14 protein-coding genes are annotated in these 14293 nt (G+C 66.3%); 10 read left to right on the top strand and 4 right to left on the bottom strand.

Annotated elements, in window-relative coordinates:
- The first annotated feature begins 42 nt into the window (after positions 1-42).
- Complete coding sequence (locus ACIBW7_RS14055; protein ID WP_397047067.1) at positions 43-765, top strand: GntR family transcriptional regulator; 723 nt, start codon at positions 43-45, stop codon at positions 763-765.
- A 19-nt stretch (positions 766-784) separates the two neighbouring features.
- Here ACIBW7_RS14055 and ACIBW7_RS14050 read toward each other — a convergent pair whose 3' ends face one another.
- From ACIBW7_RS14050 to ACIBW7_RS14040, 3 genes are read right to left on the bottom strand one after another with little or no spacing between them, the layout of a single operon-like run.
- Positions 785-1153, bottom strand: a complete 369-nt coding sequence (locus ACIBW7_RS14050) for a type II toxin-antitoxin system death-on-curing family toxin (protein WP_397046637.1) — start codon at positions 1151-1153, stop codon at positions 785-787.
- Positions 1150-1338 carry a CopG family transcriptional regulator gene (locus ACIBW7_RS14045; RefSeq protein WP_397046636.1) on the bottom strand — a complete coding sequence of 63 codons (189 nt, stop codon included), beginning with the start codon at positions 1336-1338 and terminating at the stop codon, positions 1150-1152. The genes ACIBW7_RS14050 and ACIBW7_RS14045 overlap by 4 nt, the downstream gene beginning before the upstream one ends.
- 60 nt (positions 1339-1398) lie before the next feature.
- A complete protein-coding gene (locus tag ACIBW7_RS14040; RefSeq protein WP_397046635.1) occupies positions 1399-2409 on the bottom strand; it encodes an LLM class flavin-dependent oxidoreductase in 1011 nt (336 codons plus the stop codon).
- A gap of 143 nt (positions 2410-2552) precedes the next feature.
- Here ACIBW7_RS14040 and map point away from each other — a divergent pair, with 143 nt between their 5' ends.
- The 3 genes from map (at position 2553) to ACIBW7_RS14025 (ending at position 5808) form a co-directional block, all read left to right on the top strand.
- A complete protein-coding gene (gene map, locus ACIBW7_RS14035; protein WP_397046634.1) occupies positions 2553-3416 on the top strand; it encodes a type I methionyl aminopeptidase in 864 nt (287 codons plus the stop codon).
- Positions 3417-3597: 181 nt separating this feature from the next.
- Positions 3598-5151: a cobyric acid synthase gene (locus ACIBW7_RS14030; RefSeq protein WP_397046633.1), complete on the top strand. Its 1554-nt coding sequence runs from the start codon at positions 3598-3600 to the stop codon at positions 5149-5151.
- A gap of 93 nt (positions 5152-5244) precedes the next feature.
- Entirely contained in the window at positions 5245-5808 is a 564-nt protein-coding gene (locus ACIBW7_RS14025) for an alpha/beta hydrolase (RefSeq protein ID WP_397046632.1), read from the top strand.
- On the opposite strand, the gene ACIBW7_RS14020 is transcribed toward ACIBW7_RS14025, so the two are convergent.
- Entirely contained in the window at positions 5788-6855 is a 1068-nt protein-coding gene (locus ACIBW7_RS14020; protein ID WP_397046631.1) for an alpha/beta hydrolase, read from the bottom strand. The genes ACIBW7_RS14025 and ACIBW7_RS14020 overlap by 21 nt on opposite strands.
- A 260-nt stretch (positions 6856-7115) precedes the next feature.
- On the opposite strand from ACIBW7_RS14020, the gene mqo reads away from it, so the two are divergent.
- From mqo to ACIBW7_RS13990, 6 genes are all read left to right on the top strand, one after another.
- Positions 7116-8618, top strand: a complete 1503-nt coding sequence (gene mqo / locus ACIBW7_RS14015; RefSeq protein ID WP_397046630.1) for a malate dehydrogenase (quinone) — start codon at positions 7116-7118, stop codon at positions 8616-8618.
- A gap of 107 nt (positions 8619-8725) precedes the next feature.
- A complete protein-coding gene (locus ACIBW7_RS14010) occupies positions 8726-9175 on the top strand; it encodes a GNAT family N-acetyltransferase (RefSeq protein ID WP_063045533.1) in 450 nt (149 codons plus the stop codon).
- 97 nt (positions 9176-9272) lie between these two features.
- Positions 9273-11396, top strand: a complete 2124-nt coding sequence (locus ACIBW7_RS14005; RefSeq protein WP_397047066.1) for a VWA domain-containing protein — start codon at positions 9273-9275, stop codon at positions 11394-11396.
- Positions 11397-11453: 57 nt separating this feature from the next.
- On the top strand, positions 11454-12068 hold the full coding sequence (gene cobO / locus ACIBW7_RS14000; RefSeq protein WP_397046629.1) for a cob(I)yrinic acid a,c-diamide adenosyltransferase: 615 nt from the start codon (positions 11454-11456) through the stop codon (positions 12066-12068).
- Positions 12069-12321: 253 nt separating this feature from the next.
- Positions 12322-13902 carry a cobyrinate a,c-diamide synthase gene (locus ACIBW7_RS13995; protein ID WP_397046628.1) on the top strand — a complete coding sequence of 527 codons (1581 nt, stop codon included), beginning with the start codon at positions 12322-12324 and terminating at the stop codon, positions 13900-13902.
- Positions 13889-14287 carry a cobalamin biosynthesis protein gene (locus ACIBW7_RS13990; RefSeq protein ID WP_397046627.1) on the top strand — a complete coding sequence of 133 codons (399 nt, stop codon included), beginning with the start codon at positions 13889-13891 and terminating at the stop codon, positions 14285-14287. Before ACIBW7_RS13995 ends, ACIBW7_RS13990 begins: the two co-directional genes overlap by 14 nt.
- Positions 14288-14293 lie beyond the last annotated feature (6 nt).

Raw genomic sequence — 14293 nt, 5'->3', positions numbered from 1 at the left:
GGTATGAACACATCAGGCGCGACGGGAGCCGAGGCCGATGAAATGCGCGGCGGGCGTATCGATTCGGCGCCGCGGCTGCCGAAGTCGTACCTGGTGCGCACCGAACTCGAGCAACTGCTGACCGATCTGGAGGAGGGCGACCCGGTCCCCTCGGAGCGCGACCTCGCCGTTCGATTCGAGGTCGCCCGCGAAACCGTCCGGCAGGCGTTGCGAGATCTATTGGTGGAGGGCCGGATCCGCCGCCAGGGCCGGGGGACGGTGGTGTCCCGGCCGAAGATGGTGCAGCCGCTGTCACTGCGTTCCTACACCGAGGGGGCCATCAGCCACGGCCGCGTGCCGGGCCGACTGCTGGTCGGCTGGGACGACGTCCCCGCCGATGCCGATACCGCCCGTGACCTCGGGCTCACCCTGGGTACCCCGGTCATGCACCTGGAACGCGTACTCCTCGCCGACGGCGAACGCATCGGGCTGGAGAGCACCTTCATGCCCCTCGACCGGTTCGGTCACCTACGGGATACCTACGATCCGACGACATCGCTCTACGCCGCGGTGCGCGCCTCGGGCGTGGTCCTCGGCAAGGCCATCGAACGCATCGAAACCGTCCTGGCCTCCCCGCGCGAGGCCGCCCTGCTCGAGTGCACCACGGCCCTGCCGCTGCTACTCCTGCACCGGCGCAGCGTGGACCAACAGGGTTCGCCCGTCGAACGCGTCCGCGCGCTCTACCGGGGCGACCGCATCGCCTTCGAAGCGCAACTCGATAGGTAGCCGCATGATCGGAGCGGCTTCACATCCATTCTTTCAAGCGAAGCGCGATGTCTGGCACCTCCAACAGGCCCTGGGCGACATCGTTCATGAACTGCTCTTGCGCATCCACGTCTACCTGTAATCCGTGGCCGGTATTCAGCGACAACATGATGTCCACCGCGATCCACGCGGTCCGTTTGTTGCCGTCGACCAACGCACGATTGCGTGCGATCGCGTGCAGTAGAGCGGCCAGCTTATCGAGCAATGTCGGATATGCGTCCATGCCGAACACAGTTGTTTTCGGACGCTCTGCCGACGATTGCAGCAATCCCCAATCCCGCACGCAGTGCTTGCTGCCATTCACGGTTTCGGCGATCAATAGAAGTTCGGAAACGTCCAGATAGATCATCCGAGCCGTTTCATGAGCTCGGCATGCTTATTCATCGACTCCCGTACGAGTGCGGTGAACACCTCTTGGTGCCTCGTCAAATGCAGGTGGATCGCTTCCTGGGCGATCTCCTGCTTCGATCGACCTTCCAGCTTCGCTCGTTCAGTGAGCATCTTGTCGTCGTCATCATTTAGTCGCAGAGTCATGGCCACCGTGCGGTGATACCGCTGTGGTATCACTCTTGGCGAGGCGGCGTTGCTGCTAGCTCAGCGCACCTGCGGTGCGACCTTGGCGCCGAGCAATTCGATATTGTGCAGCACCTTTTCGTGCGGCAGGGTGCCGACGCTGGTGTGCAGCATGAAGCGGTCCAGGCCGAGGGTGTCGCGGATGTCGGTGATCTTTTCCGCGACGTAGTCCGGGGTGCCGACGAAGAGGGAACCGCTTTGGGAGCGCATGGCATCGAACTGTGCACGGGTCATCGGGCCCCAACCGCGTTCGCGCCCAATGGTGCTCATCGCCCCGGCGTACGGCGCGTAGAAGTCGGCGACGGCCTGTTCGTCGGTATCGGCGATATAGCCGTGCGCGTGTACCGCCACCGGCTGCTTCTCGTGGCCGCCCTCTTCGAGTGCCCGGTGGTACAGATCCACCAGCGGCTTGAACCGTGCGGGCTGGCCGCCGATGATCGCGATCGCCAGCGGTAAGCCGAGCAGTCCGGCGCGGACCACGGATTCCGGGCTGCCGCCTACCGCGATCCAGACCGGCAGCGGCCGGTTGTCGGTGCGCGGGTAGATCACCGCATCGCGCAGCGGGGCACGGAATTTGCCGTTCCAGGTCACCGGCTCGTCCGCACGAATGTGCAGCAGCAGCGCCAGCTTCTCCTCGAAGAGCTCGTCGTAGTCGCTCAGGTCGTAACCGAACAAGGGAAAGCTCTCGGTGAACGAACCGCGTCCGGCCATCAGCTCGGCGCGGCCGTTCGAGAGTCCGTCCAGCGTGGCGAAGTCCTGGTACACCCGTACCGGATCATCCGAGCTCAGCACGCTCACCGCGCTGGTCAGCCGAATGCGCTCGGTTCGTGCCGAGATCGCGGCCAGTACGACCGCGGGCGCGGAAGCCGCGAAATCCTTGCGGTGATGTTCGCCGACGCCATAGACGTCGAGTCCGGCGCGCTCGGTGGCGACCGCCTCGTCCACCACCTCGCGCAGCCGTTCGGCCGCGGTGGGCGCCGGTCGGTCGCCGACCGGGTACAGCTCCGCGAAAGTCGTGAGTCCCAGTTCCACAGCTCGAGTCCTGTTCGTGTGAAGTTTCTACGTCAACCACTAGCCTAAACGGACCGTGGTCCGCAGCTATTCCTTCGGTTGACCCCGTGTTCGCGGCGCGGGCACGGACAGTGCGCGATGACCGGTGCGGATAGTCTTGTTCCATGTCAGTGCGTACCCGCCAGCCGCTTGTTCCCGGCACGCTCTCGCCCACCCGTGAGGTTCCGCGCTCGATCGAGCGTCCGGAGTATGCGTGGAAGAAGACCGTGAACGAGGGCCGCGAACCCTGGGTGCAGACGGCCGAGACCATCGAGAAGATGCGGATCGCGGGCAAGATCGCGGCGCAGGCGCTCGAGGAGGCGGGCAAGGCGGTCGCGCCCGGTGTCACCACCGATGAACTGGACCGGATCGCGCACGAATACATGTGCGATCACGGCGCGTATCCATCGACCCTGGGCTACAAGGGTTTTCCGAAGTCGTGCTGCACCTCGCTGAACGAGGTGATCTGCCACGGCATTCCGGATTCGACGGTGATCGAGGACGGCGACATCGTCAATATCGACGTGACCGCCTACATCGACGGCGTGCACGGCGACACCAATAAGACCTTCCTGGCCGGTGATGTCGACGAGGAGGTGCGACTGCTGGTCGAGCGCACGCACGAGGCGACCATGCGGGCGATCAAGGCGGTTCGGCCGGGCCGGGCGCTCAATGTGATCGGGCGCGTCATCGAGTCCTACGCCAACCGCTTCGGCTATGGCGTGGTGCGCGATTTCACCGGGCACGGCGTCGGTCCCACCTTCCACAGCGGCCTGGTCATCCTGCACTACGACCAGCCCGCCATCGAATCGGTCATCGAGCCAGGCATGACCTTCACCATCGAGCCGATGATCAACCTCGGCGGCATCGACTACGAGATCTGGGACGACGGCTGGACCGTGGTCACCAAGGACCGCAAGTGGACGGCGCAGTTCGAACACACGCTGGTCGTAACCGACACAGGCGCCGAGATTCTCACCTTGCCGTGAGGTGTGGGCCGTGCAGTTCGAAGCTCGCGCTGTTGGGTCGTAACCGACACGGGCGCCGAGCTTCTGACCTTGCCGTGAGGTGTGGACCGTGCAGTTCGAAGCTCGCGCTGTTGGGTCGTAACCGACACGGGCGCCGAGATTCTCACCTTGCCGTGAGGTGTGGACCGCGCAGGCTCGCGCAGTGACCAGCGCATCGAAAGGCGCGCTGCTGATCGCCGGAACAACCTCCGATGCCGGGAAAAGCGTTGTGGTGGCCGGACTTTGCCGCATGCTCGCCCGGCGCGGCGTTCGAGTCGCGCCGTTCAAGGCGCAGAACATGTCCAACAACTCGGTCGTCACCCTGGACGGCGGCGAGATCGGTCGCGCCCAGGCCCTGCAGGCCGCGGCGTGCGGGCTCGAGCCGAGTGTCCGGTTCAATCCGGTCCTGCTCAAACCCGGCAGTGACCGACGCTCCCAACTCGTGGTGCGCGGCAAGGCAATCGGCACCGTGGGTGCGCGTGACTATTTCCAGCATCGCCAGGATCTGCGCGAAGTCGTTGCCGCCGAACTGGATTCGCTGCGCGCCGAATTCGATGTGGTGATCTGCGAGGGCGCCGGTTCGCCCGCCGAAATCAACCTGCGCGCCACCGATCTGGCGAATATGGGGCTCGCCCAAGCGGCGCGACTACCGGTGCTCGTGGTCGGCGATATCGACCGCGGCGGCGTGCTCGCGCACCTGTTCGGCACCGTGGCTGTCCTCGAGCCCGAAGACCAGCAACTGATCTCCGGCTTCATCATCAACAAGTTCCGCGGCGATGTCGAGTTGCTGCGTCCCGGACTCGACCGGCTCACCGAGCTGACCGGACGTCGCACACTCGGTGTCATTCCCTACGCGGACGAGCTGTGGATCGACGCTGAGGACTCGCTCGGCACGGTCGCCGACGCACCGGTCGGCCGCCCCAGCCCGCCGGTCGGCGCCGAATGGCTCACGGTCGCCGCGATCCGTCTGCCGCGCATCTCCAATTCCACCGATGTCGAAGCGCTGGCCTGTGAGCCCGGTGTGGCGGTGCGCTGGGTCAGCGACCCGTCCCGGCTGGCCGATGCCGATCTGGTGGTGCTGCCGGGCAGTAAGGCGACCGTATCGGATCTGGAGTGGTTGCGGCGCACCGGAATTGCCGATGTGCTACAGGCCAGAGCCGCAGCGGGTCGGCCGATCCTCGGCATTTGCGGCGGATATCAGATGCTCGGAAGTCGCATCGTCGACCGGGTCGAATCGGATGCGGGGACGGTCTCGGGTTTGGGTCTGCTCGATCTGGAGATCGAATTCGCCGACCCGAAGGTGCTGCGGCGCAGCACCGGGCGGGGTAACGGAATTCCCGTGCACGGCTACGAGATTCACCACGGTCGCGTCGAGCGCAGCGGTGATCCGGCCTGGCTGGAGCTGGACAGCTCGCCGACCGCAGAGGGCACTGCGCGCGACGCGATCTGGGGCACCCACCTGCACGGCCTGCTGGAATCGGACGATTTCCGTCGCTCGTGGCTTCACGAGGTCGCCGCCCACGCGGGGCGGCACGGTTTCGTCGTCGCCGAAAATACCTCGGTTGCCACGATTCGCTCGTCCCAACTCGACCTGCTCGCCGACCTGATCGAACAGCACCTCGACATCACCCATATCGAACGCCTGCTCACCGACGGCGCACCTGCCGATCTCCCCACCCTTGTCTCCGGTTTCGGAGTCGGCAGCACACCACTCTGACCAGCCCGTACAGCCACCGAAATGTTTGTGTTCCTGACTCGCGGGTAACTGACACGCGGTTCCGTTCAAGTCGGGCGTGTACCGTACTCCGGCATGAAATCTCGGCGGATCACGGTCGGTGACCGGGCATGGACCGTACGGGTCGACGGCCCGGAGTCTCGGCACAGCGTGCTGCTGTTGCCCGATGCCGGTGATCCGGTCGACGTCTACGACCAGGTGTGCGCGCGGCTGCACACCTCGGACCTGCGCACCATTGCGGTGGAATCGATAGCGGACCTGGATCCGGCGGGCGTGCACGCCATCCTCGACGAACTCGGCATCCCCTGGGTGAATGTCGCCGGACGCGGTGCGGGTGCGCAGCTGGGCTGGCAGGTCTGCGCGGGCGGTTTCGGCCGGTTCATCAGCCTTGTCGTCGCCGATCGCGGCCATCCCGCGATTCCGGCTGCCGACGGCACCGTCGCGGACCCCACGTGTCGGCCGGTGGAGGTCGCCGCCACCGTGCTGGTCACCAAGAATCTGCCGCGTTCGGTCGCGGATGCCTCCGGACGCTACGTCTACGGCGAATTCCGGGTCGTGGAGATCGACGTCGACAATGTGGCGACCGAGGCGGACCACGAATTGGCCACCGAGATCGTGCTACGCACCAGCCTCTGGTGATCCGGCGGTCTTCCTGCGGAAGACCGCCAGCCAGTCCAACCAGCTGTCGAGTTCGGCGAAGGCCTTGGCCAGCGGTTCGGCCGAGGACAGGAAGACATCGTGGCGGGCGCCGTCGATCGGGACGATATTGGTCCGATCGCCCAGGCAGCCCGACCAGCGCTGAATCTGGCGCACATCGAGCACCGCATCCGCCACATCGACGGCCGGACCGTACGTGCGCGCGAATTTCGTGATGCGCGAACGCAGAATCAACGCGGGCACGCCGACCGACAGCCCCGCCTGCAACCTGGCGTGCCCGTTGCGGATCGCACGCAGCCAGCCGAGCCGGACCGGGAAGCCCGCCAGCGGCTTCCAATCCAGGTTGTAATCCCACTCGCCCGCCACACTGTGGTGCAGGCTGTCGCCGTAGGAGCTGATCTTGCCGCCGGGTAGTTCGACCATCGACCGGAACCGGCCGAGCATCTTGATCACCGGGGTGCCGATGGTCCGGTAGTACGAGGGGCCCTGCAGATCGAACCAGGGGCTGTTGAGCACCAGGCCGACGATGCCGGACTTGGCGGTGCCCTTCGCCTTGTTGAGCCGGTCCAGCCAGAGCGGCACGATGAGTCCGCCGGTCGAATGCGCGACCAGCAGCACGTTATCGCCCGCCTCTTCCTGGACTATGCGCAGCGACTCGTTCAGCTCGGCGTCGTAGAGCGCCAGATCGGTCACATAGTGCGGCGTCTGGCCGTCGCGCAGCGAGCGACCGCACTTGCGCAGATCCAGCGCGTAGAACCGGTGCCCGCGCCCGGTGAAGTGTTCGGCGAGATGCTGTTGGAAGAAGTAGTCGGTGAAACCGTGCACGTAGAGCACCGCGGGTTCGGTGGCCGCGGCCTCGGTGTCGGGGGTGTAGCGAACGAGGGTCGCGACGGCCTCGCCCTCACCATCGGGGTCCGGACCGAGCGGCAGAGTGCGCTGCTCGTAGCCCGCACCGAGGACATCGGGCTGCCATCGCTCGGCTGCCGGGGCGGTGATATCGGACACGCTGAGCGAGGCTTCATTCGTCACAAGGATCAATCTAGGCGACGTCAGGGCGGTTTCGAAGGTCGAGCCCAGGAAGGAATCTATGTCACATCGAGTAGGTTCGTTGCCGGACTTCGAACAGGTGAGGTGCACAATTGGGCTAGGTGAACGGCGGGTAACCTACACCTCGCCGAGTCACGCAGGACTCGCAACAACCACATAGCGCCCGTGCCCAGCAGGCCCACCGTGGGGGTGGGCGTGCGCAGAAGGACAAGGAAGTCGATCTACCCGTGCCGAACGCTGCCATGACTGAAAAGACCGATGTAGTACTCATCGGTGCCGGCATCATGAGTGCCACTCTCGGCGCACTGCTTCGGCAGTTGCAGCCGGAATGGTCGATCTCCCTATTCGAGCGGCTGGACGCGGCCGCCGCCGAGAGCAGCGATCCGTGGAACAACGCGGGCACCGGGCACTCCGCACTGTGCGAACTGAACTACAGCCCGCAGAATCCGGACGGCTCGGTCGATATCAGCAAGGCCATCGACATCAATGAGCGCTTCCAGGTCTCGCGCCAGTTCTGGTCCTACGGTGTGGAGAACGGGATCCTCGGCGATCCTTCCGCCTTCATCAACCCCATCCCGCACGTCAGCTTCGTGCACGGCGCGGACAATGTGGACTACCTACGCAAGCGGTACGAGGCGCTGTCGCGGCATCCGCTGTTCTCGACGATGGAATACATCGACAGCCCCGACGAATTCGCCAAGCGTCTGCCGTTGATGGCCAAGGGCCGCGATTTTTCCGATCCGATCGCGCTCAACTGGACCGATGAGGGCACCGATATCGACTTCGGTTCGCTCACCAGCGAACTGCTGGCCTACCTCGGCCGCTCCGGTGTCGATCTGGCTTTCGGTCACGAGGTGCGCGACCTCGCCAAACAGTCCGACGGTTCCTGGCTGGTCAAGGTGCGCAACCTGCGTACTCGCCGAACCCGGACGCTGATCAGCAAATTCGTCTTCGTCGGCGCCGGTGGTGGTGCGCTGCCGCTGCTGCAGAAGTCGGGTATCAAGGAGGCCAAGGGTTTCGGCGGCTTCCCGATCAGCGGTCAGTTCATCCGCTGCACCAACCCGGACCTGATCTACAAGCACAAGGCCAAGGTCTACGGCAAGGCCGCCGTCGGCGCTCCGCCGATGTCGGTGCCGCACTTGGACACTCGCATCATCAAGGGCCGTCCCGGCCTGCTGTTCGGCCCGTACGCCGGGTGGACGCCGAAGTTCCTCAAAGACGGCAAGAACACCGATCTGTTCAAGTCGGTCCAGCCGAACAACATCTTCTCGCTGCTCGGCGTCGGCGTCACCGAACTCGGCCTGACCAAATACCTGATCAGCGAGCTGCTCAAGTCAGAGGCGGGCAAGGTGGCCACGCTGGAGGAGTTCATTCCGCGCGCGGACGGTCACGACTGGGAACTGATCACGGCGGGGCAGCGCGTGCAGGTCATCCGGCGCAAGGGTGCGGGCGGTGTGCTCGAGTTCGGCACGGCGGTCATCGCCGCCGAAGACGGCACGATTGCGGGTCTGCTCGGTGCGTCACCCGGCGCGTCGACCGGCGTGAGCGCCATGATCGACGTGCTGCAGCGGTGCTTCCCGCGCGAATACGACGACTGGTCGCCGAAGCTGAAGGAAATGGTGCCCTCGCTGGGCGTGAAGCTCTCGGAGAACCAGGCGCTGTTCCAGGAAGTCTGGGATTGGTCGACCAAAACCCTGAACCTGAACGGTGTGTCGGACAACACGCCAAAGCACACCGCGGTGTGAGCGACGGGCTCGGAGGCGGCAGCTTGCGTAACCACGGAGGGCCCCGCGAACATCGCAAATTGGATACAGCGGTCGCGCCGATCGCGTAGTTGTGATAGCAAGACGCGATGATGTCAACGGTTGCACTCAAACGGTCCTGGGCGCTCGATCTCGACACCGCCACCCTGTATCAGCTGTTGAAGCTTCGCGTCGAAGTCTTTGTCGTCGAGCAGAAATGCGCGTACCCGGAGCTGGACGGATTCGACCTGCTGCCGGAGACACGCCATTTCTGGCTCGATGACGAGGGCGAGATCATTTCGACGCTGCGGTTGACCGAGGAGCACGAGAACGGCGTGAAATCGTTCCGCATCGGCCGGGTGTGCACCTCGGTTCCGGCGCGCGGGCACGGGTACACCACCCGGCTGGTGCAGGCCGCGCTCGCCGAGGCGGGTTCGGCGACCGTGCGGCTGAGCGCCCAGACTTATCTGGTCGACTTGTACGCCAAGTTCGGCTTCAAGCCCGACGGCGACGAGTTCGAAGAAGACGGCATCATGCATCTGCCCATGCGCAAGGGGTAGATCCCACGCGGAGGGTGCTGCCGGGCGGGCATTGTGGCGCGAATAGAGTTGGGGCGTGTCATTGCCCCGTACCGAAACCGCGCCGCATGCCCCTTCGCTGACCGGTGCGCATCCCGGTCCTGATGGTGATGCGGGCTTTCCGTTCTCGGCGGTGGTGGGGCAGCAGCGGTTGCAGCTGGCGTTGATCCTGTGTGCGGTGCATCCCGGGATCGGCGGCGTCTTGGTGCGCGGGGAGAAGGGGACCGCGAAATCGACTGTGGTGCGGGCGCTTGCGCAACTGCTGCCGCCCATTGTCGATGAGACGGGTGCGCGGCCCGCTCGGCTGGTCGAGTTGCCGGTGGGGGCCACAGAAGACCGGGTGGTCGGTTCTCTGGATCTGGAGCGAGTGCTGCGCGATGGCGAGCAGGCGTTCCGGCCCGGCCTGTTGGCCGCCGCCCATCACGGCGTGCTCTACGTCGATGAGGTGAATCTGCTGCACGACCACCTGGTGGACGTGCTGCTCGATGCCGCAGCGATGGGCCGGGTGCATATCGAGCGCGATGGGGTCTCGCATTCGCATCCGGCACGGTTCGTGCTGGTCGGCACCATGAATCCGGAGGAAGGTGAGCTGCGGCCGCAGCTGCTGGACCGGTTCGGGCTCACCGTCGATGTCGCGGCCTCGCGGAATGTCGACATGCGGATGTCGGTGGTGCGGCGTCGGCTGGACTACGAGGCGGATCCGGCCGGATTCGCCGCGCGCTATGCCGCGGCCGACCGAGAGGTGGCCGAGCGGATTCTCACCGCCCGCGAGCGGGTCGCATCCGTCGTGCTCGATGATGTGGAGCTGCGGCGGATCGCCGCGCTGTGTGCGTCGTTCGATGTGGACGGGATGCGGGCGGACCTCGTGGTTGCCAGGACCGCTACCGCGCATGCGGCCTGGCGTGGGGCGGCCGCGGTGGCCGAGGCGGATGTGCGGGTTGCGGCCGAGTTGGCATTGCCGCATCGACGGCGGCGGGATCCGTTCGATGAGCCCGGGATCAGCGAAGAGCAGCTGGACGAGGCGATGCGTGCGGCAGGGGAAGAGGCGGAAAAGTCCGGCGAGCGTGCGGAATTGGAGCAGGGCGGGACTGAGGATCTTGCGGGGGATGATCTCGACGACGGCCGGTCGAACGATGGGGGTTCGCGTGGTGGTCCGGACGGGCGCCTCAGCGATGTCGATGACGTAGGTTCGGATAGCGCGTTGAACAATGCGGACGACCGTGGTTCCAGTAACGGTGGCCCGGATGGTCAAGGCCCGGACGATGATCCGGATGGCGGGCCCGGCAACGGCGGTCCGGGCGCTCCCGGCCCGGATGGCGGTCCGGATTCGCCGGGCGGCGGGCAGTCACCGTCCGCGCGCGAGGGTCGTATCGGCGCGCCCGCGACATCCGTTGTGACACCGCCACGATGGGAGGTGCCCGGCGTCGGCGAGGGCGCGGCAGGTCGCCGTTCGCGCGCACAGACCAGGCAGGGGCGCACGGTGCGGTCCAGTACCGATACCTCCGGCGGTCTGCATCTGCTCGGCACGGTATTCGCCGCGGCACCGCACCAGCACTCCCGCGGCCGAGCCGACGGACCGTTGAAGCTGGTCGCCGATGATCTGCGCGGTGCGTATCGCGAAGGGCGCGAAGGCAATCTGGTGGTATTCGTGGTCGATGCCTCCGGATCCATGGCGGCGCGCGACCGTCTCTCGGCGGTTACCGGCGCGGTCGTCGCGCTGCTGCGCGACGCCTACCAGCGGCGGGACAAGGTCGCCGTGATCACCGTGCGTGGCCTGGAAGCCGAACTCGTCCTGCCGCCGACCTCCTCGGTTGATATCGCGGTGCGCCGCCTGTCCGGCATTCGCACCGGCGGCAAAACTCCGCTTGCCGCAGGGCTTTTGAAGGCACGCGAGGTCGTGCACCGCGAACGCGTCCGCGATCCGCGCCGCCGCCCGATGCTGGTCCTGCTCACCGACGGCCGCGCCACCGGTGGCATCGATCCGGTGCCCCGCGCCCGCGCCGCCGCGAATCTGCTTGCCGCCGAGGCGATCACCTCGATCGTCGTGGACTGCGAACGCGGCATGGTCCGCCTCGGCCTCGCCGCCGACCTGGCCCGCACCCTCCGCGCAGGCTACCTCCAACTCGGCGAACTGACCGGCGACTCGGTCGCCGACATCGTCCGCGCCGGATCCGGCCGCCCCGGCGTGACACGAGCCGCCTGATCGTGGCGCAACAGGCCGATGTGGCTGTTCTGATCAATGGGCTATCAAGGAGTTTCGATGCCTAAGGGTGTGCCGGAGGCCGTTCCGGATGATGGGCTAACGACGCGGCAGCGGCGGAATTTGCCGGTGCTCGTGGTGCATACGGGGCCGGGGAAGGGGAAGTCGACGGCCGCGTTCGGGATGGCGTTGCGGGCCTGGAATCAGGGGTTCGATATCGCGGTATTCCAGTTCGTCAAGAGTGCCAAGTGGAAGGTGGGGGAGGAGGCGGCTTTTCGCACTCTCGGCAGCGTGCACGAGGAGACCGGTGTCGGTGGGCCGGTCGAATGGCACAAGATGGGTGAGGGGTGGTCGTGGACTCGCAAGCAGGGCACCGATGAGGACCACGCCGCCGCCGCGCTGGCCGGGTGGCGCGAGATCGCGCGCAGGCTTCAGGCTGAGCAGCACCGCTTCTACGTCCTCGACGAATTCACCTACCCGCTCAAATGGGGCTGGGTCGATCTCGACGAGGTAGTCGAAACTCTGCGCAACCGCCCGGGTAACCAGCATGTGGTCATCACCGGCCGTGATGCCCCCCCAGCCCTTTTGGATGCCGCCGACCTCGTCACCGAAATGACCAAGCTCAAACACCCCATGGACGCAGGCCGCAAAGGCCAACGAGGCATCGAATGGTGACCTCACCGCTCGAGAATGCATTTGTGGAGGGCCGCGCTCGACGTTTGCCTGCACTAGTGCATGGTGATCACTCGACCTACCGGAAGCTGCCGCGGGGCGGTTCTCCGCATTCGGGTGCCGGAGTGCAATGTGATCGGTCGACTCCTTGGAGTGCGGGCTGGTACCGGGCATCGCATAGTTGGCACTCCGTGTCGAGATCCGTGCCCGTGGGTACACCCAAGGAGGGCGAAGTTCGAGAAAGCGCGCAGCGACCGTGACCACAGGGCAGGTTCCGGCGGTCGTGATCGCCGCGCCCGCTTCGGGCAGTGGGAAGACGACATTGGCGACCGGTCTGATCGGGGCGCTGCGCCGGGCCGGGCATCGGGTGGCGCCATTCAAGGTGGGGCCGGACTATATCGATCCGGGGTATCACGGCCTGGCGGCCGGGCGGCCCGGTCGCAATCTCGATCCGGTGCTGGTCGGTGCGGAACGTGTTGTTCCGCTGTACCGCCACGGTGCCCACGGGTGCGATTTGGCGGTGGTCGAGGGCGTAATGGGCCTGTTCGACGGCCGCATCGACGAGAACCACGCCGCACCGATCGCCGAGGGTTCCACCGCGCAGGTCGCCGGATTACTCGGCGCCCCAGTGATTTTGGTCGTCGATGCCCGCGGCCACAGTCAGAGCCTCGCCGCTCTCCTGCACGGCTTCGCCACCTTCGATACCGCCATCAGCTTGGGCGGCGTCATCCTGAACCGCGTCGGCAGCGAGCGCCACGACCAGGTACTGCGCGCCGCCTGCGACCGAGTCGGCCTCCCGGTCCTCGGATCACTACCGCGCATGGCCGAACTCGAGGTTCCCTCCCGCCACCTCGGCCTCATCCCCGCCGTCGAACACGGCCACGCTGCCACCGCCGCCGTCGAAGCAATGACCGACCTCGTCGCCGCCCACGTCGACCTCCCTACCATCGCCCGCCTCGCCCGCTCGACCATCACCGCCCCAGCCTGGGATCCGATAACCGCGGTCCGCGAATCCGAAGACTCGAACACCGCGGCCGCGCCGAGCGTCGACGAAGCGATCGCCGCAGACGTGACCAGCGCGTTTGCGGGTACCGCGAGTCATTCGAATGCCGAGGGTCGCAACAACACTGCCATCGCGGCTCCCGCCGAGGGAGCGCGTGCAGCCGCGGAACGCGCGAATCGTGCGACGCCGACGTTCACAAGGGCCGGGCTCGATCCCGTGATTGCGATGGCTGGCGGGCCGGCATTCACGTTCGGGTATGCGGAGCACCGGGAGTTGTTGCAGGCCGCAGGAGCGCGGGTTGTGGTCTTCGATCCGATGCGGGATGAACTTCCCACGGGGACAGCAGGTTTGGTGTTGCCCGGCGGGTTTCCGGAGGAGCATGCGGCGGCGTTGGCTGCCAATGATCGGCTGTTGGCGCAGGTCGCGGCGCAGGCCGAGGCGGGCCTTCCAGTGCATGCCGAATGTGCCGGATTGCTCTATCTCGGCCGCTCGCTCGATGGCCATCCGATGGCAGGTGTGGTCGATGCGGCGGCCGAATTCGGCCCCCGCCTGACCCTCGGCTATCGAGATGCCGTGGCGCTGGCCGATTCCGCCCTATGGCGCGCGGGAGAACGGGTGCGCGGCCACGAATTCCACCGCACCCGCCTGGTCGCCACCGGCACCGATACCCCCGCCTGGGGCTGGCACACCGCAGGCGACCGCATCCGCGAGGGCGCTCTCATCCACCGTGTCCACGCCTCCTACCTCCACACCCACCCCGCCGGAAACCCTAGAGCCACAAGCCGTTTCGTCGCGGCGGCCGTCGACTACGCCCGCATCCGTGCCGCCGTCTGACAACTCGGCGTCCCCAACCGCCGAACCGATGTGCGTCGGACTCGGTTTTCGGCCGGGCACGTCGAGCGAACGGATTCTCGATGCGCTGCGAGAAGTGCTGGACGACAAGCCTATTGCCTGCCTCGCGACCATCGATCGACGCGCCGGGGAACTTCGTGCTGCCGCCGCAGGTTTGGGCGTCTCGGTCCGCAGCTTCACCGCGGCCGAGCTCGCCCAGGTCGAGGTACCGAATCCCTCGGCACGCACCGGTGACGCAGTCGGCACCGCCAGCGTCGCCGAGGCGGCCGCGCTACTGGCCGCCGACGGTCCGCTCGTTATTCCCAAGCAGACCGTCGACGGAATAGTGATCGCGGCCGCGCGCACCCCGAAATCGGCACTGACATAACGAGAG

The organism is Nocardia sp. NPDC049526 (assembly GCF_044465765.1).
In the GTDB taxonomy this organism is placed as follows: domain Bacteria; phylum Actinomycetota; class Actinomycetes; order Mycobacteriales; family Mycobacteriaceae; genus Nocardia.
Note: the sequence above shows the minus strand (reverse complement) of the source record. Positions and strands in the feature narration are given on the sequence as shown.